Source organism: Novosphingobium sp. HII-3, assembly GCF_002916655.1.
GTDB classification, from domain to species: domain Bacteria; phylum Pseudomonadota; class Alphaproteobacteria; order Sphingomonadales; family Sphingomonadaceae; genus Novosphingobium; species Novosphingobium panipatense.
In genome coordinates this window covers 165,396-185,134 of the sequence record NZ_PPSM01000014.1, presented here as the reverse complement: position 1 = coordinate 185,134, position 19,739 = coordinate 165,396, and the positions used below count along the sequence as shown (strand labels likewise).

Genomic DNA, 19,739 nt, shown 5'->3' with positions numbered 1-19,739 from the left:
GCAGGGCCGCCCTTTTCCCGGATCTCGTCAGCGCCGATCAGCCTTCGCTGATGGTCGCCTTGACGATCTTGCCCGGCTCGCGCGGCGGCTCACCCTTGGGCAGCGCGTCCACGTGGTCCATGCCTTCGACGACCTGGCCCCAGACGGTGTACTGCTTGTCGAGGAACGTCGCGTCGTCGAAGCAGATGAAGAACTGGCTGTTGGCCGAGTGCGGGTAGCTGGTGCGCGCCATCGAGCACACGCCGCGCACGTGGGGCTCGGCGTTGAATTCGGCCTGGAGGTCAGGCTTGCTGGAGCCACCCATGCCGGTGCCGTTGGGGCAGCCGCCCTGCGCCATGAAGCCGGGGATCACGCGGTGGAACTTGATGCCGTCGTAGAAGCCCTCGTTGGTCAGCTCCTTGATGCGTTCGACATGCCCGGGGGCGAGGTCGGGGCGCAGCTTGATCTTGACGTCGCCGCCACCGCCGTTGCCGGTGTCGAGCGTGAGGGTGAGGAATTCATCAGCCATTACCTGTCTCCTATAGCCGGCACCGGGGCGCCGGTCGGCTTGGGCCCCGATATAAGCCATGGCGCGCCAATGTCACGCCGCGACGCCCTGAACCGACACGTACCATCCTCCCGTTCGACGCGAATCAGCGCCACTTCGGCAGGCTGGTCAACACGGCCCGGGGAAACTCGTGCAGCGGCTTGCACCATCGGTTGCAATTGAGGAACAGCCGCGTAGACCGCCTTCATGAGCGAAGCGGATCTCAAGGACGAAGAGCAGGCCGGCGAGGAGGAATCCGCGCGCGCCGAAGCGGCGGAGTCGGAGAGCCTGGATGAGGACAACCGGCTCAAGCCGGAGTTCGTGCGCAGCGTCAAGGAAGCGCTCGATCAGGAAGACGCCGACCGTGTCTACGACCTTGTAGAACCGCTCCACCCCGCCGACATCGCCGATCTCTTCGAGCTGGTGGACGAGCGCGAGCGCCTCACACTCGCCCGCGCGATCCGCGATCTCATGGGTGTGGAAGTCATCGCCGAACTCAACGATTGGGTTCGCGAGCTTCTCGTCGAAGCGCTACCGGCCGATGTCATCGCCGACATCGCCGAACAGCTCGACACGGATGATGCCGTCGCGATGCTGGAAGACCTCGACGAGGAAGACCAGCAGGCCGTCCTCGCCGAGATGGAGCCCGAGGACCGGGCCGCGATCGAATCAGCGCTGGCTTATCCGGAGGAGTCCGCCGGCCGCCTGATGAGCCGCGACTTCGTGGCAGTGCACGAATCGATGACGGTCGGAGATCTCATCGATTTCCTGCGCGAACACCGCGAATTGCCGACCGAGTTCTGGGAGGTGTTCATCGTCGACCCGATGCACCGTCCCATCGGCACCTGCTCCCTGTCCTGGATCCTGCGCACCCCGCGCCATATCCCCCTCTACGACGTCATGGCCCGCGATCAGACCCTGATCCCGGCGGCGATGGACCAGGAAGAGGTGGCGCTGCGGTTCCAGAAGTACGCCCTGATCTCGGCTGCGGTGGTGGACGCATCGGGGCGGCTCATCGGCCAGATCACCGTCGATGACATCGTCCACATCATTCAGGAGGAAGCGGGGGAGGACGCACTGCTGCTGTCGGGCGCAGGCGATGGTGACATCAACGAGCCGATCCTGCTGACCGTCCGCGCCCGCCTCACATGGCTGGTCGTCAACCTGGCGACGGCGATGCTGGCGGCTTCCGTCGTCGGGCTGTTCCAAGGTGCCATCGCCCGGTTCGCCCTGCTCGCCGTCCTTATGCCGATCGTTTCAGGAATGGGCGGCAATGCCGGTACGCAGACCCTCGCGGTTGCCGTGCGCGCTATCGCCACAAACCAGCTCACCGAATCCAACACGGTGCGCATGATTTTGCGCGAACTGCGGATCGCGGTGGCCAACGGCACGGCGCTGGGCCTGCTCATCGGGGTGGGAACATGGCTGATCTTCGGGAACCCGCTGCTGGGTGCGGTCATCGCCTCCGCCATGGTCATAAACAACCTCATCGCGGGATTGATGGGCATCCTTGTGCCCGTCACGCTGGACCAGTTCAACGTCGATCCGGCCGTCTCCTCCGCCGTCTTCGTGACCACCGCCACCGACACGATGGGCTTCTTCTCCTTCCTCGGCCTGGCGGTGCTGACGGGTCTGGCCTGACCGCACTCCCGATCCTATCTAGCGGCCATGCCGCTCCACATGACCAAGATCGCGTTTTCCGCCGAAAGTCCCGCTTCCCTTCGCACCTGGTTGGAAAGCCATCCGGACGAAGCGCTGATGACCACGCGCTATCTTCCCAAGCGCCACGAAGAGATGATCGGCGGTTCGCTGTACTGGATCTTCGAGCACGCGCTGATCGGCCGCTCCCCCATCATCGGCTTCGAACAGAGGCCTGACGGCCGCTGGCACATCCGGCTGGAGCCCCGGCTGGTTCCTGTCGTCACCAAACCCAAGCGGGCGCATCAAGGCTGGCGCTATCTCACGGAGGAGGACGCCCCGCGCGACCTTGCGGAAGGCGAGACCGCCGGGGACGCGATGCCGCCCAAGCTCGCACGCGAACTGGCGCGGCTCGGGCTGGTCTGATCTGGCCGGATCAGGGTCTCCCCTGCGCAACCCACCAGCGAAGCAGGGCATGGGCCACGGCATGGCGCGGCGGGGCACCAAAAGCGCGGCCGACCTCTCCGTTTTCCACCGCTTCAAGCGCATCGATCACATCGTCGCGCGTGAACCAGCGGGCGTCCTCAAGCTCCGTCACATCGATGGTGATGGCCGGATCGTCCGCAAAGGCGTGGCACCCGATCATCAATGAGGACGGGAACGGCCAGGGCTGGCTGGCCACATAGGCCACGTCCCGGACCCTCACGCCGGCCTCCTCGAATACCTCGCGCGCAACCGCTTCCTCGATGGTTTCGCCCGGCTCCACGAAGCCGGCGAGGGCGGAGTAGCGCCCCGCCGGAAAGCGCGGCTGGCGACCCAGCAGCAGCTTCCCGTCGTATTCGACGGTCATGATCGTGACCGGATCGACCCGCGGGAAGTGCTCGGCCCCGCATCGGGTGCAGGTGCGCTGCCAGCCGCCCTTGGCAAGGACGGTGGGGTGGCCGCAGACCGCACAGAACCGGTGCCGCGAATGCCAACCGACCAGCGCCCGCGCTCCGCCATAGGCCGCCAGTTCGCCTGGATCGAGCACGTTCATGGCATTCCAGCTTGCCGGGCCAGCATGAGGGCTGCTCGCCGGATCAGGGGCCGGCACCTGCACAAAGCAGGCCGCATCCCCATCGAGCCCAAGGAACACCAGTTCCGCTCCGGGGCCGACATCGGCAAGGGTGCCCCAGGCAAGGCCGCCACTGGCCGTCATCACGGGGTCGAGCCCGTCAAGCTTCAGAAGCCGCGCACGTGGGCCCATCAGCCCCGCGATCGCTTCGGGATCGGCCCGCACGTGATCGGCGCGATCGATATGTGAACCTGCAAAGGCAATGGGGGTCGTCGGGGTACGAAGCACGTCAGCGTCTCTCCAGAAGCGCGACGATGTCGGCTCTCAGGGCCTTCTGGAATTCGGGCAGCAGGTCGAACGCGTTGGGCGGCATGAACTGCACGAACAGCTGTGATCGCAAACCGTGGATCATGTCGACCATGCCGACGGTCCCGGCCGCTCCCGACCAGCCGAAGACACCCGCTTCAGCCCCGCGACCGACGCGGCCACCGGCACCGAAGCCGCTTGGACCGCCAAAGGTCGCGGGCATCGACACGCCCTCGGGCAGCATGTTCGCTGTACCCACGGTCACCGCTTTTTCGCCAAGGACGCGCACGCCGTCGATGGTTCCGCGCTGCGCCAGCATGCGCAGGAATCGGTCGTAGTCGCGCGGGGTGCTGACCAGCCCCGCGCCGCCGAAGGGGAAAGCCGGCTTGTCGAGATAAATGGAGTTGCTGGCCTCGTCGATCGGCACGAGCACCTTGCCAGCGGCGCCATAGTTCGTCGTAAGGCGATGGGCTTCGGCAGCGGGCACCTGGAACCAGGTGCTCGTCATGCCCGCCGGCCTGAACAGCGTCTCGTCGAGGTACTGGTCGAAGGGCTTGCCCGCGACCACCTCGATCACCCGGCCCATGAGGTCGAGGCTCATCGAATAGATCCACTGCGTGCCCGGATCGGCGACGAGAGGAACCTCGGACAGGGCCTGGGCGAAGCGGTCCAACCCCACAACCGCGGCCTGGCTGAACAGGCTGGGCACGGCCATGCGGCTGACCTGCCCCGGGACGAGACCCTTGCTCTCCATCAGCGCCTTGATCGGACCTCGCTGGATGATGGTGTAGCCGAGCCCGGAGGTGTGCGTCAGCAGGTGGCGCATCGTGATCGGGCGGGGCGCCGGATGAAGCGCGGTGACGGAGCCGTCGTACGTGTCCTGCACCATCATGTGCCGGTAGGCCGGCAGAACCTCATGAAGGGGCTGATCCAGGCCCATCCGACCCTCGTCGATCAGTTGCATCGCCGCCATCGCGGTGACCGGCTTCGTCATGGAATAGATGCGAAACAGACTGTCGGGCGTGATCGCGTCGGCGTCGGTGAAGCCTTCCGCGCCGCGCGCGACGAACTCCGTCGTGCGCCCCGGCAGCCCCAGCGATGCCACCATGCCCGGAAACTTGCCCGGCCCCACCCAGCGCTCGACCACGGCGCGCACCCCGGCCAGCATGTCCGGCCTCTCCAGCGCGTCGGCAAGTCGCGGCAGGACGGCCACAAGGCCCGCACCGAAGCCGGCCTGAGCCGCCATTCGCAAGATCATGCGGCGGTCCACCGCTGCCTTCATGCGCTCGATCATGCGTCCTCCTTCTGACCCAGCGCCAACCGCGCCGCCTTCGCAAATACCGTAGGCAATCCCGCCTCGTCCAACCGCTCGAGGGGCCACCACTCGCCCTCGCTCATGGCCTGCACGCGCGTACCGCAATGAAGGGCCACCTCGAGTTCGAGGGCAAAGTGCGAGAACACGTGGCCGACCCTGCCAGCGGTCCGCCACACGCCCTCCAGCGGCTCCCCGCCACTTCCGTCCGCGCGCGCGTTCCAGCCGTCGTCCGGCAAGGCCCTCATGCCGCCCAGCATCCCGGTCGCGGGTCTTCGCACCAGCCATACCTCGGTTCCTGCCGCCCCGCAGTCGCGCTCGATCCAGAAAGCGCGTCCCTGCCGCACCGGCCTGCTCTTCTTCGGCGCCTTCACCGGATAGCGCCCGGGGTCTCCCATCGTTCGCGCAGCGCATCCGGTCGCAAGCGGGCACAGCAGGCAGCGCGGATTGCGGGGGGTACAGACGGTGGCGCCAAGATCCATCATGGCCTGCGCGAAGTCGCCGGACCGGCCATCAGGCGTGATGGCATCGGCTTTCTGCCGGATCAGCGGCCGCGCCGCCGGGATGGGCGTGTCGATGGCGAACAAGCGGCTGACAACGCGTTCCACATTGGCGTCCACAACGACGGCCCGCCGTCCGAAGGCGATCGCAGCCACGGCAGCGGCGGTATAAGCGCCAAGCCCGGGCAAGGCCCTCAGCCCCTCCTCCGTATCGGGGAAGCGTCCTCCACCGGCAGCCACTTCGCGCGCGCAGGCGAGGAGATTGCGGGCCCGGGCGTAGTACCCCAGCCCCGCCCAGGCTGCCATGACATCTTCGTCAGGAGCAGAGGCAAGGGCCGCCACGTCCGGCCAACGGGTTGTGAATGCGGCAAAGTAGTCCTTCACCGCGGCCACCGTGGTTTGCTGAAGCATCACCTCCGAAAGCCAGACGCGGTAAGGATCGGGGGCGGGCGTACCCGGTGGCGCACGCCAGGGAAGCGAGCGGGCATGGATGTCGTACCAGTCAAGCAGCAGCGTTGCGATTGCAGTATCCGAACTGGCGTCCATGCCGTTGCTATGGCATTGGATCGCCGGCAATGGAACGGAATAGCGGCAAACAACCGAATGAATTGAAAGCGCGCAAGCCGCGGCTGAAACCGTTCGAGCGCGCTCGCGGCGGGCCGGCGCGGCAGATCGCCGACCTCATGCCCGAAGTGGGCCGCACCGCGTTTCGCCGCTTCGGCTTCGTGCAATCCAGCGTGGTGTCCCGCTGGCCCGAGATCGTCGGCACGCGCCACGCCCGGGTCTGCGCTCCGGAATCGATCCGCTTCCCGCCCGGCGAGAAGAGCGACGGCATCCTTCAGCTCGTGGTGGTCCCCGCGCATGCGCCCGTGATCCAGCACGTGATCCCGGAAATCGTGGAGCGGGTGAACCGCTTCTTCGGCTACAATGCCGTCGCCCGCGTGAAGCTCCGGCAAGGCGAGGTTAAGACCCCGTCCGGCATGGGGCCGGGTGCTCGGCCCCGCCCTTCGGCCCCGCCGTCGCTCAAGCCGGTGCCCTTTGAACTGGGCAAATCGCTTCGCGACATCGGCGACCCGGAGCTTCGGGCCGTGCTCGAATCGCTGGCCCGCAGCATGACCGCCAGAGAGAACCAGGAAGACCAGTGATGAAGAAGATCGCGTTTCGTCTGGCAGCCATCACAGCCTGCGCCGTCCTGAGCATGGCTGCAGCCCCGAAGAGCACAGCTCCGGCAAAGTCCCCTTCCGGCGGCAGCTGGGCGCGCACCACGGCAATGACGGCGGACGGCAGCCACCGGCTCGGCAACCCCGAAGCGCCGATCAAGCTGGTGGAGTTCGTCAGCTATACGTGCCCCCATTGCGCCCACTTCCACAAGGAGGCGGACCCGGTCCTGCGCATGACCATGGTGCCCAAGGGCCAGATCTCCGTTACTGTCACGAACTTCGTGCGCAATCCCGTAGACCTCACCGTTGCGATGCTGACGAACTGCGGTGATCCTGCCCGGTTCTTCGTGCGCCACAGCGCCTTCTTCGCGTCACAGGACAAGTGGCTCGCCAAGGCCCAGGCCACCACCCGCGAACAGCAGCAGCGCTGGTACCAGGGTGACTTTGCGGCACGGATGCGCGCGATCGCCGGGGACCTGGGCTTCTATGATCAGACCAGCGCCTGGGGCCTCACCCGCGCTCAGACCGACCAGTGCCTGACGGACAAGGTGATGCTGGAGCGGATCAAGAAGCAGCAGGCCGAAGTTCAGGCGCTGGGGCTGGAAGGCACGCCGAGCTTCACGCTTAACGGGCAGCTTCTTGACGGCCACGACTGGCAGACGGTGTCCAAGGCAATCGTCGATAAGCAGGCCGAGCTGCGCGCCGGGAACATCTGATCGTCCTTGCGGCTGTGGAAGACCCGGCCCAAACCGCCTGTTCCACGCTTCGTTTTCCAGCCCCTATGGGCTAGCCCCGCGTCACGTCCATGCAAAGGATTCGCCTGCCGATGACCCGCACCCGCTTCCGCTCCATCACGCTTGGCCTGCTTGTCGCGCCCCTGGCCCTCGGCCTTGCCGCCTGCGGCAAGAGCGACGAAGCGGCCGCCCCCACCTCCGGGGAGCCGGTCGCCAGGGTTGACGCTCCGGCCGGCAAGTCCTGGACCGATGTGGTCGAAAAGACAGCCGAGGGCGGCTATCGCGTCGGCAACCCGCAGGCGCCGATCAAGCTGATCGAATTCGCAGCCCTCAGCTGCTCGCACTGCGCCGAGTTCTCCAAGGAAAGCGCAGAACCCCTGCGCCAGACGTACATCTCCAGCGGCCGCGTCAGCTACGAGCTGCGCTACTTCATGCTGAATGCCCTGGATATCCCGGCATCCCTGCTCACGACCTGCGGCGCGACCGAAGCCGTCATTCCCCTGAGCGAGCAGTTCTGGGCCTGGCAGCCCAAGCTGTTCGAGAACATGCAGGCGGCCAGCAAGGAGCGCCTGGCGCAGCTGGATGCCCTGCCCAAGGACCAGCAGCTCGGCGCCATTGCCGATGTGGCGGGCATGACGGAATTCTTCGCCTCACGCGGGATCGCCCGCGACCAGGCCGCAGCCTGTCTCGCGGACACCGCCAAGGCGAAGGCTTTCGCGGATCAGACGCAGAAGGCCAGCGAGCAGTACAACGTCACCGGCACCCCCACCTTCGTCATCAATGGCAGCAATGTCGGTTCACTGAGCTGGAAGGAGCTTGAAGCCAAGCTCCAGCAGGCCGGCGCCCGCTAAGCCCAGGAATCCGACTGACTTCGATGCGTATTCACCGGCTGAAGCTGAGCGGCTTCAAGAGTTTCGTCGAACCCGCTGAACTGCGCATCGAACCGGGGCTGACGGGCATCGTCGGCCCCAACGGCTGCGGCAAGTCGAACCTCCTGGAAGCCATCCGCTGGGTGATGGGCGAAAGCTCGCCCAAGTCCATGCGCGGCGGCGGCATGGAGGATGTGATCTTCGCCGGCACGGCCCACCGCCCGCCCCGCGCCTTTGCCGAGGTGGTTCTGAAGGCCGACACGGTCGCAAGGGGCGACACGACGCGGGAAGAACTCGAGGTCGTTCGCCGCATCGAACGCGGCGCTGGAAGCGCGTACCGCATCAACGGCCGGGACGTGCGCGCCAAGGATGTCGCGCTCATCTTTGCCGACGCCGCCACCGGTGCGCACAGCCCGGCGCTCGTCAGCCAGGGCCGGATCGCTGCCGTGATCGCCGCCAAGCCGGCAGAGCGGCGGGCCATGCTCGAAGAAGCTGCCGGCATCGCCGGGCTTCATGTCCGCCGCAAGGACGCCGAGCAGCGCCTGCGGGCAACCGAAGCCAACCTGGCCCGGCTGGACGACATCATGGCCGGTCTGGACAAGCAGGTCGGCGCTCTCAGAAGGCAGGCCAAGGCAGCCGATCGCTACAAGGCGCTGACGGACCAGATCCGGCTGGCCGAAGCCCGCCTCCTGTTCGCGCGCTGGCGGGACGCCGCGGAAGCGGCAGACGCCGCCCGCAAGGATGCCGAGGCCGCCGAGACCCGGGTCGCCGCAACGCAGGCGCTGGCCGCCAAGGCGCAGGCACAGCAGGCGCAGGCAGCCAAGGCTCTGGCCGCCGCGCGTGACGAACTTACTGACCGCCGGGACGACGCCAACGCGCAGGGCCATCGCCTCGCGACGCTCACCAGCCAGCTCGAAGCGGCCGAACAGCGGATCGCGGATCTTGAACGCCAGCGCGTGCGTCTGGAAGAAGACCGCCGCGACGCGGATCGCCTGACGCGTGATGCGGCAGAAGCATTGGCCCGGCTGGAGCGCGAGCTTGCCCAGGGTGAGAAGCAGCTTGCCACCGACGAAGCGCTGCGCCCGCGCCTGGCTAACGCTGTCGAAGGGGCGGAGCAGGCCTCTCGCGCGGCGGAGCTCGACTTGGCGCAGGCGACAGCGAAGCAGGCCGGCGTGGAGGCGGAGTGGCGCATCGCCGAATCGGAACTGACCCAGGCTCGTAACCGGCAGGCCCGGGTCGCTCAGGACGCAGCGCGGATAGAGGCGCAGATGGCCGCGCTTGTTGATCCGGCCGAACTGGCGGCTGCCATCGCCGCGGCCCGTGGCCGCGCGGAAGCCGCCACCCTGCAGCTTGCCGAAGCCCGGGAGGGGCTGGAGGAACTGCAGGCGCGCAAGGCCGCTCTTCAGGCTGATCGCGACGCGGCGGCATCGGCCCTCTCTGGCGCCAGGGCCGATCTTACCGGCATCGAGCGGGAACACGCTGCTCTGCTGCGCGACCGGGACGCGCGCGCGAAGAGCGCGAAAGCCGCGCACGGTCTACCCGCCGCAATCGACGCGGTGCGAGCGGCGCCGGGCTACGAGCGTGCCGTCGCGGCCGTGCTGGGGCGCGATGCCAGGGCGCCGCTCGGCAGCGTGCCCGGAGCAGACGGCCGCTTCTGGACAGGGGCCGACGCGCCGCCGCGCGTGCCTGACGCCCTTGATGCTCATGTCATCGATTGTCCCCCGGCCTTGGCCGCGCGCATGGCTCTGGTCCACGTGGCGGATGAGGATGACGGCCGCACGCTTCAGCCGGGGGAATGGCTGGTGACGCGCGCCGGTGTACTGCGCCGCTGGGACGGTTTCATCGCGCGCGGCGAAGGCGCGGCCGAGGCTGCGCGGCTCGAGGCGGAAAACCGCTTCGCCGACCTCGACGCGAGGCTGCCGCCCCTGCGCGAGGCCGTGGCCGATGCCGAAGCGAGGCAGGCGGGCGTGCAGCAGGAACTGGCGGAGACCGCCGCCCGAGTCGTTGCGGCAGAACGTGCGATCGCCGCCTCTGCCGATGCGGAGCGCGGCGCGCTGCGCGAGGTCGACCGGGCTGAGGACGCGCGGTCACGCCAGCAGGCTCGCCGGGCCGAGCTGGACAGGACGCTTGCGGACATGGCCGAGCAGCGAGCCAACGTGGAGGCTGATTTCGCCGTGGCCGAGGCGAAGCGCGCGGCTCTGCCGGACCCCGAAGCGGGCCGCGACGCGCTCAAAGCCGCACAGGAGCGGAATGGGGAGGCGCGCTCTGCGCTCCAGCACGCCATGGCGGCTCTGGCCAGTCACGACCAGGCGCTTGCCGTCGGGCAGGAGCGCACGGCGTCACAGCGCGGCGATATCCGGGGCTGGCAAGCGCGCTCCGGGGACGCCGCCAACCGCCTCGCTCAGATGGCGGGCCGGCTTGAGGAGATCGAAGCCGAACGCGCGATCATGGCAGCAAAGCCGAAGGCGTTGCTGGAGCAGATCGAACAGGGTGAAGCGATCCGGCTGCGCCTGGCGGAAGAACTCGCGAAGGCCGAAGCGGCGGTCAGTGCCGCCACCGAACAGGCGGGCAAGGCGGATGCCGCTCTCGCAGCCTCGCAGGAGACGCTGGCCGCCGCCCGTGAAGGCCGCGCCGGCGCGCTGGCACGGGCCGAGCATGAGGACGGACGGCGCTCGGAGCTGAACCGCCTTTCGGGCGAACGCTTCCAGTGCCCGCCGCCGCTTCTGGCCGGAAAGTTTCCCTTCAGCCCGGCGGACGTCGGCACGGCGGAAGCCGAAGGCGCGGGCATGGACCGGCTCGTCGCGGACCGGGAGCGGATCGGCCCCGTCAATCTCGTTGCGGCTGACGAACTCGCTCAGGCGGAGGCGCAGCTTGGCCTCAGCGTCAGCGAAAAAGCGGAGCTGACGGAAGCCGTGAACCGGCTGCGCGGCTCGATCGGCAACCTCAACCGGGAGGGCCGGGAACGGCTGCGCGCCGCCTTCGAAGCGGTGGATGGGCACTTCCGCCGCCTGTTCACGCAGCTGTTCCAGGGTGGGCAGGCCCATCTCGCGCTCGTCGATTCGGATGATCCGCTGGAGGCAGGGCTGGAAATCTACGCTCAGCCGCCCGGCAAGCGGCTGCAGTCGCTGACGCTGCTCTCCGGAGGCGAGCAGGCGCTGACGGCGATCGCGCTGATCTTCGGCCTTTTCCTCACCAATCCGGCCCCGCTGTGCGTGCTGGACGAGGTGGACGCACCGCTTGATGACGCCAACATCGAGCGGTTCTGCGATCTGCTGGAGGCGATGACGCGCGAAACCGATACGCGCTATCTCGTCGTCACGCACAACGCTGTGACGATGAGCCGGATGCATCGCCTGTTCGGCGTCACGATGGTCGAAAAGGGAATATCGCGGCTGGTCAGCGTCGATCTGGGCGGCGCGGAAGAGTTGCTTGCCGCCGCGCAGTGAGGCTGTTCGCAGGACGCGCCCGCTTGCGCCGGCGCTGCGTCAGACGATGCCGGCGTTGCCCACCACCCAGCACGCCAGTGCCATGACCAGGCCGGCATCGCGGTTGGAACGGAAACGTGCGAGCGCGTTGTCGCCATCGGCAGGATCAAGCGTGACGACCTGGAAGCCCAGATGCGCCCCCATGGGCACGAGGGCCAGCAGCGCGACCCAGTCCGGCCGGGTCAGCCAGAATGCCAGCGCCCACAGCGCCAGCGCGCCGGTGTAGAAGCCCGCGACACCTCCACGTACCCGTGTGCCGAGACGGCGGGCGGAAGAGCGGATGCCGACGATGGCGTCGTCCTCGATGTCCTGGATCGCGTAGATCGTGTCGTAACCGATGCACCACAGGATCGAACCGAGGTACAAGGCACCCATTGCGAGAAGACCGTCGCTGCGGATCTCGATCCATCCCACAAGCACCCCCCAGGTGAACACCATTCCGAGCCACGCCTGCGGCCACCAGGTGATCCGCTTCATGAAAGGATAGCCTGCGACAAGGGCGAGGCTCGCCAAGGCGACGAGTTGCGCTTCCAGCCGCAGTTGCAGAAGCACGACAAGGCCGATGAGGCAGAGCAGCACCAGCCATGTCCAGGCGGCGGGCTTGCTGACCCGGCCACTTGCCACCGGCCGCTTGGCGGTTCGCGCCACACGCCGGTCGAGATCGGCATCGACGATGTCGTTGAAGACGCAGCCCGCCCCGCGCATCACGATGGAACCGAGCAGGAGCCAGCCAAGAAGCATGAATTCCTGTTCGCCGCCCGCGAGCAGCACGCTCCAGGCGCAGGGCCAGAACAGCAGCCACCACCCGATCGGGCGGTCGAACCGCGCCAGCATGGCGAAGTCGCGAAACGGCTGGGGCAGTAACGAGACCAAGCCGCGGTGCTGACTGTCTGGAACGAGCGCAGGTTCGATCATTATACGATGAATAGTGCAAAGCGAACGCCGTGTCATGCGCGAACGTGACTGGTGAACGTAGAGGCCCCGGCGTTGCATCGCCGCGTGCATGCCGCAAGAAGGGTTTTCCGAAGCTCCGCATCCTTGAGGAACACCGTCCATCATGCCCGCTACACCCGCATGGCCACCCCGTTCGGCTCCCCGCCTCTTCGTGCCCGGCCCTCTTACGGAGGGAGAGCAGATCACGATCGAAGGACAGCAGGCACACTATCTGGGCAGGGTGATGCGGGTAAGCGCTGGCGACGCAGTGATCGCCTGCGACAACCGAACCGGCGAATGGGCCTGCGAAGTCGTGTCGGCGGGTAAGCGCGACGTCCTGCTCGATGTTCGCAAGTTGCTGCGTGCCCGCGAAGACGTGCCGGACTTCGTGCTGTGCGCCGCCCTGCTCAAGAAGCCGAACTACGACCTCGTGCTGGAGAAGGCCACCGAGCTGGGAGTCTCCGCCGTGCAGCCGCTGATTACCCGCCGATGCGTGGCGGACAAGCTCAATCCGGAACGCGCCCTCGCCATCGTGATCGAAGCCGCCGAGCAATGCGCACGGACAGCACTGCCCCGCGTGGAGTCCGTCGTCCGCCTTGAAGCCATGCTGCGCGACTGGTCCGATACGCGTACGCTGTTCTTCGCCGATGAGCAGGGCGGAGCACCCGCAGCCGCCACCTTCGCGGCAAACCCGGGGCCGGCCGCGCTTCTGGTAGGACCGGAAGGCGGCTTCGACGAGGACGAACGCGCGCTCATCCATGCCCTCCCGCAGGCGCGCGCCATCACCCTTGGGCCCCGCATCCTGAGAGCCGAAACCGCCTGCATATCCGCCACCGCCTTGTGGATGGCCACGGCCGGAGACTGGGCTGTCGACGCTTTCTGAACCGCGCGGAACAAAAAACAGTGGCGCAGCCTCGCGCGCGGCTCTAATTCCGCGGCCATGAGCACCCGTGAGGTTTCGGATCGTGAAGATCCGACGATCGAAAGCCTGGATCAACTTGCCGCGCCGATGGCTGCGGGTGAAAAGCCGCGCGAGGCTTGGCGCATCGGCACCGAACACGAAAAGTTCGTGTACGACACCGCCGATCATCACGCTCCGTCCTACGGTGAACAGGGCGGCATCCGCGATCTCCTCATGAACCTGACTGAGTTCGGCTGGGAACCCATCGTCGAAGGCGGGAACGTCATCGCGATGAAGGGATCGGACGGCACGGTCAGCCTGGAGCCCGCCGGCCAGCTCGAGCTCTCGGGTGCCCCGCTGGAGGATCTTCACCAGACCTGCGCCGAAACGGGGCGTCATCTGGCCCAGGTGAAGAAGATCGGGGAGCGGATCGGAAAGGCCTACCTCGGCCTCGGCATGTGGCCGGACAAGACCCGCGAAGAGCTGCCGATCATGCCGAAGGGCCGCTATGACATCATGCTGCGGCACATGCCGCGCGTGGGGTCGATGGGCCTCGACATGATGCTGCGCACCTGCACGATTCAGGTGAACCTCGATTATTCGAGCGAAGCGGACATGGTACAGAAGTTCCGCACCTCGCTGGCGCTGCAGCCCCTGGCGACCGCGCTGTTCGCGAACTCGCCGTTCACCGAGGGGAAGCCCAACGGCTTCCTTTCGTATCGCAGCCACATCTGGTCGGACACCGATCCGGCGCGCACCGGCATGCTGCCCTTCGTCTTCGAAGACGGCTTCGGTTACCAGCGCTATGTCGAATACATGCTGGACGTGCCGATGTACTTCGTCTTCCGCGAGGGCAGGTATATCGATGCGGCCGGCCTGTCGTTCCGGGACTTCCTCAGGGGTGAACTGTCGGTCCTGCCCGGCGAGAAGCCGCGCCTGTCGGACTGGCAGGACCATCTTTCCACCGCATTCCCCGAGGTTCGCCTAAAGTCGTTCCTGGAAATGCGGGGAGCCGACGGTGGCCCGTGGAGCCGCATCTGCGCCCTTCCCGCCTTCTGGGTCGGCCTGCTCTACGATCAGGGCGCACTCGACGCGGCGTGGGACCTGGTGAAGGGCTGGGACATGGAGGGGCGCGAGGCGCTCCGCTCCGCCGCGCCGCGCCTTGGCCTCGATGCTCCGCTGCCGGGCGGCGGCACCCTGCGCGACATCGCCGGCGAAGTCGTCGGCATCGCCCGCTCCGGCCTGGCCGCGCGGGCACGGCTGAACGCTGCCGGCGAGAACGAGACCGGATATCTGGACCCGCTTGCCGAGATCGTCGCCAGCGGCAAGGTGCCAGCCCAGCGGCTTCTCGATCTCTACAACGGCGAATGGGCCGGCGACTTGTCCCGCATCTACGCGCTCAAATCCTTCTGAGCGAATCCGCCGCGCCCACGTCGGCCGTCACTCTCCTCACTCTGCGGGTTGCATTTGCGGCCCGCGGGGCAGCAGGAGGCGGCTACAGCTCTCAGCGCGCGGGTGATGGATGTATTTTCGCTCATCCAGGCGTGGTACTCGCGGTACTTGGAATCTTCGGCCAGAAGGTGTGCCTCTTCCGTCCGGGCGCGCCAGTAATAAATGCCGCTGACGACGGACAGCATGACCGTGTTTCGCACCGCGTCCGTAACCGACCCGTTAGTGACCAGAAACGGAACGGCGGAGGCCCACCAGAACAGGTTCTTGGAAAGGTAGGCGGGGTGGCGCGTGAAGCGGTACGGACCGTTCGTGAGCACGCCTCGATAGGTGAGGTTGGAAAAACGAAGGCCGAAAGCAAAGGTGGCCCAGGCGTACGCGGCAGTCAGCAAGACCAAGAGCGCCGCCCATGCCCACAACAGACCGTCGTAGGCAGCGGCCCAGTGTGCCCAGCCGCCGGTATTGACCTCGTAGCCGAGAACGTCCGCTCGCCCCATCGTGCCCCAGACGAACGGCGGATAGCATATAAGGGCAGCAACCCAGCCCGCCAGCAACGGATTGCCGCTGCGGATGTGCGCGTCGAGCGGCCGGAAGGTGAAGAGGTATCCCACCGTGCCGATCTGCACGTCGACCAGGAAAAGCCCCTCGATCAGGAGAGAAGCGAGCTCGACCGGCTGGTTCAGGACAGCGCTGAAATCCGCCTCGACGATACGCGCGAATCCTCCTGGCAGGATCGAGATCATGAAGGCGCCGAAGAACCCCTTGATCGCCCATGCTCGCCAGTGCCTGCGCACCTCCACCACGTCCCAGGCTTCCCGGCCGATCAGCATCGCTCCGAAATGCCACGCCGAGTCGCGCGGGTTCACGAGAACACGGTCGATCCACAGGACGTAGGGAATGGAAAGCACGACGAGAGGTATGGCAGCGGAACCGATGACCTGCATGGCGAAGAGGTACTGTCCGTCCCAATACCAGCGGCACACCCAGTAGAAGCCCCCGATCAGTGCCCAGGTCGCCCAGAGGGAGACGATCTTAGTTATTGATGTGTCCAGCGTCTCCGCAAATGCCCGCCGCGCAGTCCAGTCGATACCCGTGGAGGGACGCAGGTGAACCTTGTCCACGCACAGGGACCACAGCGTCATGGCCGCACCGGTGAAGAACAGAGTTGCCACCGATGCATAAGGGCCACTCAGCGGCGCCTGTGGCCCGGGCAGTGACAGCCCCTCTGCGATCGGAGCCCAGTTGCGGCACAGCACGATCCAGAAGGCCAGTGCGGCCAGCCCCGCAAGGCCGACGCCGGCAGAAACATCGCTGGCGGGCCGCGCACCGGTTTTTCTAAAGGCTGTGCTCATGAGAGCGGCCCTACCCGCGATAGGTTAAGGCACCGCAAACCCTCCTCACCGCAGGCGATGAGGAGGCACGCGGCATCAACGATACGCCGTGATCCGGCCGGAGTCGTCGAGGATGTAGAGCGTCTGGTTCGCGACGACCGGAGCCAGCGATACCGCCTCATCCAGTTCAGTGAAGGGCGTCATCGCGCCGCTGGTGGGATCCACGGTCGCCACCAGGCCCTCCGAGTTCGCGATCCACAGCTTGTTGCCCGCCATTACGGGACCGACCCAGAAGATCGGACCCTTGCGCTTCTTGGCGTTCTTGTACCGATCGAGCTCGGTCAACCAGCGCACCTTCCCGGTGGAACGGGCAATGGCGAGGATTTCGGCATGATCGTCCAGCGTGAAGACCCAGTCCCCCACCACCGCCGGTGTCGAGATCCCTGCGAGGTTGAGTTCCCAGATCCGCTGGCCGGTGACGAGTTCGTACGCCGCCATGCGTCCGCCCTGTCCCAGCGCGTAAACGCGACCGGCATCGATGATCGGGTCAGCGTCGACATCGGTGAGGCTGCCCACTTCCGTCGAGATCGAGGTGCGCGACAAGGCGTCGGACCAGACCTGACGGCCGTTCTCATAACGATAAGCCACGAGCTCGCCCGATGAGAAGCCCGCGATCACCGTGCCCTGCCCCAGCGCCGGAGAGGCGACGCCGAACACGCCGGACTGCGTCAGCGAAGCGGACTCCTGCCATACGGTCGCTCCATCGCCCGCATTGAGGGCGATGATCTGGTTGTCCTGCGTCATCACGAAGACCTGGTTGAACCCGATCGTCGGTGCACCGCGCAGTGGCCCGCCCGGCTTTTTGCTCCAGATCTGGCTACCGTCCGCCGCGTTCAAGGCCGCAACTTCGCCCAGCCCCGTCGTGACGTAGACACGATCGCCGTCGAAGCTGACGCCGCCGCCAAAGACGGAATTGGCGTTGTTGCCGCTGACGGAAACGCTCTTCGTCCAAATCTTTGCGCCGCTCTGCGCGTCGAAAGCGTGAACGGTGCCTTCGGTATCGATGACGAAAAGCTTGCCGCCCCCGACGACCGGTGCAGCCGCGAGGCGCGCCCGGTTCGACGATCCGGCGATCTGCACGGACCAGGTCTTCGTCGGGTTGTCGGCAAGGGCGAGGTGGCCATAGGCCTTGCTGGCGGTGTTGCCTCCCTGCGCCCACGTGGGGTTCACCTGCGCGGGCGGCAGGATGACGGACACGGCGCCGAGCGTCGGATCGACCTTGGCGCCACTCTCGATCCGGGACAGGATCGGCACGCGCTCTCCCACGGTCGGCGTCTTGGCCGGGCCCTTGCCACCGCCGAAGACCTTGCAGCCGGAAAGACCCGCGACCAGCGCGAGGGCGATCAGCGGCATGACCTTGCGCGCACGGGGCCGCGAAGTCGTGTTGCGTGCTGCGTTCATGCGAATGTCCTCACGTGCCATATCTTATCTTCAGTTCCCGGCTTCCGCGCGCTTGACGATTTTGGCCGCCGCAGTGTCCAGAGGCTCACCCTGCTCATTCACCTGATCTTCCACTGCGTCCACGCCCAGCGTGGCCGCGAGCTGGCGCGCGCGGCTGCGCAGGCCGTTGTCGACCGCTTCGTCCTTGGCGATGGCGGAGAAAAGCGGACCCGCCTGGCTGTCCTTGCCCTGCTTGAGGTATGCCATGCCGACCAGTTCAGCGGCGGGACCGAACCAGGGGTTCCCGGGAGCGGCCATGGGCTTCAACCGGCTGACGACATCGTCCGGCTTCATCGCGTCGAAATCGGCGGCCACCTGTCGCACCGTCGCAAGGTCGCGCAGCGGTTGCGGCGCCTTTTCGTCGGCTGCGACCTCACGGTAGATCTTCAGCGCATCCGCCTTGCGGTCCTGCTGCAAGGCGATCCCGGCAAGCATCAGCCGCGACGAGACGACCGTCGCGTCCGAGCCGCTGGCCGAAGCGATCGGGGACAGTTTCGCCTTGGCCGCGTCAAGATTGTTCGCCTGAAGGGCATCCATCGCCTGAACATAGGCCTCGGACCGCTGCTCACGCTCCTGAGTCTGGCGGTGGCTCCAGTAGATCCAGCCGCCGAAGGCCAGGAGCGCGATAAGGATGAGCGCCAGCAGCGGCTTCCCGTAGCGGCTCATGAAGCTTTCGAGCTGGTCCTGACGCACGGCGTCATCGACTTCGCGCAGGAAAACGTCCTGCTGGGCCGCATTGCGAGCGGCGCCCGCAGGGTTGGTGGCGGAAGTTGTGTCGGGAGGCAGGGCCAAGATCGGGCGCTTTCTGCGGAAAATCGGGAAGGTTGCGGGCTGTTTAGCGAATGGGTGGTGCTTTTCAACGGGGATGTCGGTGCCCGGCTCCCGGTGAAGCAGCCCTGAATAGACTCTTTGTCAGGGAAAACGCTCCCGGCCCAGCGCGGCGGCGTAGGTTTGCACATAGGCACGGACCATTGCGTCCTCGTCGTAAAGCGCCCGGGCGCGCTCACGGTTTGCCTCGCCGATCGCCGTGCGCAGGGGCTCGTCCGACGCCAGCAAGGCCATGGCCCCGGCCAGAGCCGCTTCATCCCCGGGGGGTGTGATCGCCTGCTGATTCTCAGCCGCCACCATGTCCGCCACGTCGCCGACGGCAGGCGAAGCGACGGCGATTCCCGATGCCATCGCCTCCACGACGGAGATCGGAAACTGCTCACTGTCGGAGGACAAGGCGAAAAGATCGAACAGCCCGACCGTCAGCGACGGGTTCGGCACGAATCCGGGAAGGTGTACGCGGTCAGCCACCCCGGATGATGCCGCCTGTGCCAGGATCGTCTCGCGCTCCGGCCCCTCTCCGAGAATCACCAGATGCCATTCGGGCGGAAGGCCGGCGAAAGCCCGCACCAGCCGGGGGAGATTCTTGACGGCCCGCAATCCGGCCAGCGTCCCCACCCACTTCTGCCCCGGCGCTTTCGTCAGCCCTGCGACCATGCCCTCCACAGGCGCCCTGGCGTAGACCCCGGTCGGGATGCCATTGGTGATCAGCCGCACCCGTTCGCGCGGCTGCGCCCACCGCTCCAAGGCCACCGCTTCCAACCGCCGGGAGGGCACCACCAGCGCGCGGGCACCGCCAAGCGCCACGCGGCGAAAGAGATTGCGGCCGGGCTTGAGGCGCCGGGCTTCGTCCTCGTTGAAGCCGTCTTCATGGTGCACCAGCGGCGGCAGCCCGAGCACGCCTGCCCATATGCGGTGCGCCAGCACCCCATCCATTGCGCCCCAGTTGTAGCTGAGAACGAGATCGAACCCCTTCATGGCACGGGCGAGGCGCAGGAGACGCCGAGGCGTCGGACGGCCCTGGAGGCTCGGGAAATCGGCCGGGAACGCGACGTCAAGATCGCGATCCAGGGCCTGCCTTGCCCCGAAGGCGCCGGGCTGGGCGGAAACAACCGTGTGTTCGACCGCTTGACCGAACAGGTTCATCAGGCGAACGGCGCGTAGTTCCTTGCCGCCCGCCGCGAAGCTCGAATGAAGATGGAGGACGCGCAAC

At 66.9% G+C, this 19,739-nt stretch carries 17 protein-coding genes; 8 read left to right on the top strand and 9 right to left on the bottom strand.

The window, feature by feature from the left end:
* Positions 1–37 precede the first annotated feature (37 nt).
* Positions 38–508 (bottom strand): peptidylprolyl isomerase, encoded by a 471-nt coding sequence (locus C2R25_RS04745; RefSeq protein WP_103728079.1) that lies wholly within the window; start codon positions 506–508, stop codon positions 38–40.
* Between the two features lie 225 nt (positions 509–733).
* Here C2R25_RS04745 and mgtE point away from each other — a divergent pair, with 225 nt between their 5' ends.
* Both mgtE and C2R25_RS04735 read left to right on the top strand, forming a co-directional pair.
* Entirely contained in the window at positions 734–2,167 is a 1,434-nt protein-coding gene (gene mgtE, locus C2R25_RS04740; RefSeq protein ID WP_103728078.1) for a magnesium transporter, read from the top strand.
* A gap of 27 nt (positions 2,168–2,194) precedes the next feature.
* The gene (locus tag C2R25_RS04735; RefSeq protein WP_103728077.1) at positions 2,195–2,590 is read left to right on the top strand and encodes a DUF1489 family protein; all 396 of its coding nucleotides are present in this window, start codon (positions 2,195–2,197) and stop codon (positions 2,588–2,590) included.
* A 10-nt stretch (positions 2,591–2,600) separates the two neighbouring features.
* Here C2R25_RS04735 and nudC read toward each other — a convergent pair whose 3' ends face one another.
* The 3 genes from nudC to C2R25_RS04720 are packed head-to-tail and all read right to left on the bottom strand — an operon-like array spanning position 2,601 to position 5,882.
* Positions 2,601–3,506: an NAD(+) diphosphatase gene (nudC, locus tag C2R25_RS04730; RefSeq protein WP_103728076.1), complete on the bottom strand. Its 906-nt coding sequence runs from the start codon at positions 3,504–3,506 to the stop codon at positions 2,601–2,603.
* Between the two features lies 1 nt (position 3,507).
* Entirely contained in the window at positions 3,508–4,818 is a 1,311-nt protein-coding gene (locus tag C2R25_RS04725) for a serine hydrolase (protein ID WP_103728075.1), read from the bottom strand.
* Complete coding sequence (locus C2R25_RS04720) at positions 4,815–5,882, bottom strand: A/G-specific adenine glycosylase (RefSeq protein WP_103728074.1); 1,068 nt, start codon at positions 5,880–5,882, stop codon at positions 4,815–4,817. Before C2R25_RS04720 ends, C2R25_RS04725 begins: the two co-directional genes overlap by 4 nt.
* 29 nt (positions 5,883–5,911) lie before the next feature.
* Here C2R25_RS04720 and C2R25_RS04715 point away from each other — a divergent pair, with 29 nt between their 5' ends.
* The 4 genes from C2R25_RS04715 to C2R25_RS04700 all read left to right on the top strand — a co-directional run bounded on the left by C2R25_RS04715 (position 5,912) and on the right by C2R25_RS04700 (position 11,545).
* Positions 5,912–6,481, top strand: a complete 570-nt coding sequence (locus C2R25_RS04715; protein WP_103728073.1) for a DUF721 domain-containing protein — start codon at positions 5,912–5,914, stop codon at positions 6,479–6,481.
* Positions 6,481–7,212, top strand: coding sequence for a thioredoxin domain-containing protein (locus tag C2R25_RS04710; RefSeq protein ID WP_103728072.1), 732 nt, complete (start codon positions 6,481–6,483; stop codon positions 7,210–7,212). Before C2R25_RS04715 ends, C2R25_RS04710 begins: the two co-directional genes overlap by 1 nt.
* A 110-nt stretch (positions 7,213–7,322) precedes the next feature.
* Positions 7,323–8,081, top strand: coding sequence for a thioredoxin domain-containing protein (locus C2R25_RS04705; protein ID WP_103728071.1), 759 nt, complete (start codon positions 7,323–7,325; stop codon positions 8,079–8,081).
* A 23-nt stretch (positions 8,082–8,104) separates the two neighbouring features.
* Entirely contained in the window at positions 8,105–11,545 is a 3,441-nt protein-coding gene (locus C2R25_RS04700; protein ID WP_103728070.1) for a chromosome segregation SMC family protein, read from the top strand.
* A 39-nt stretch (positions 11,546–11,584) separates the two neighbouring features.
* Here the strand turns inward: C2R25_RS04700 and ubiA are convergent, their stop codons facing one another.
* Complete coding sequence (ubiA, locus tag C2R25_RS04695; RefSeq protein WP_103728581.1) at positions 11,585–12,499, bottom strand: 4-hydroxybenzoate octaprenyltransferase; 915 nt, start codon at positions 12,497–12,499, stop codon at positions 11,585–11,587.
* 142 nt (positions 12,500–12,641) lie between these two features.
* Here ubiA and C2R25_RS04690 point away from each other — a divergent pair, with 142 nt between their 5' ends.
* Together C2R25_RS04690 and C2R25_RS04685 are read left to right on the top strand one after the other, a co-directional pair.
* Positions 12,642–13,400 (top strand): 16S rRNA (uracil(1498)-N(3))-methyltransferase, encoded by a 759-nt coding sequence (locus C2R25_RS04690; RefSeq protein ID WP_103728069.1) that lies wholly within the window; start codon positions 12,642–12,644, stop codon positions 13,398–13,400.
* 57 nt (positions 13,401–13,457) lie between these two features.
* Complete coding sequence (locus tag C2R25_RS04685; RefSeq protein ID WP_103728068.1) at positions 13,458–14,831, top strand: glutamate--cysteine ligase; 1,374 nt, start codon at positions 13,458–13,460, stop codon at positions 14,829–14,831.
* Here the strand turns inward: C2R25_RS04685 and C2R25_RS04680 are convergent.
* The 4 genes from C2R25_RS04680 to C2R25_RS04665 form a co-directional block, all read right to left on the bottom strand.
* Positions 14,810–16,219 (bottom strand): isoprenylcysteine carboxylmethyltransferase family protein, encoded by a 1,410-nt coding sequence (locus C2R25_RS04680; RefSeq protein ID WP_199183763.1) that lies wholly within the window; start codon positions 16,217–16,219, stop codon positions 14,810–14,812. The genes C2R25_RS04685 and C2R25_RS04680 overlap by 22 nt on opposite strands.
* Before the next feature lie 75 nt (positions 16,220–16,294).
* Entirely contained in the window at positions 16,295–17,659 is a 1,365-nt protein-coding gene (locus tag C2R25_RS04675; RefSeq protein ID WP_103728580.1) for a PQQ-binding-like beta-propeller repeat protein, read from the bottom strand.
* A 30-nt stretch (positions 17,660–17,689) separates the two neighbouring features.
* Positions 17,690–18,490 carry a tetratricopeptide repeat protein gene (locus C2R25_RS04670; RefSeq protein WP_103728067.1) on the bottom strand — a complete coding sequence of 267 codons (801 nt, stop codon included), beginning with the start codon at positions 18,488–18,490 and terminating at the stop codon, positions 17,690–17,692.
* Positions 18,491–18,610: 120 nt separating this feature from the next.
* Positions 18,611–19,738 carry a glycosyltransferase gene (locus C2R25_RS04665; protein WP_103728066.1) on the bottom strand — a complete coding sequence of 376 codons (1,128 nt, stop codon included), beginning with the start codon at positions 19,736–19,738 and terminating at the stop codon, positions 18,611–18,613.
* Position 19,739 lies beyond the last annotated feature (1 nt).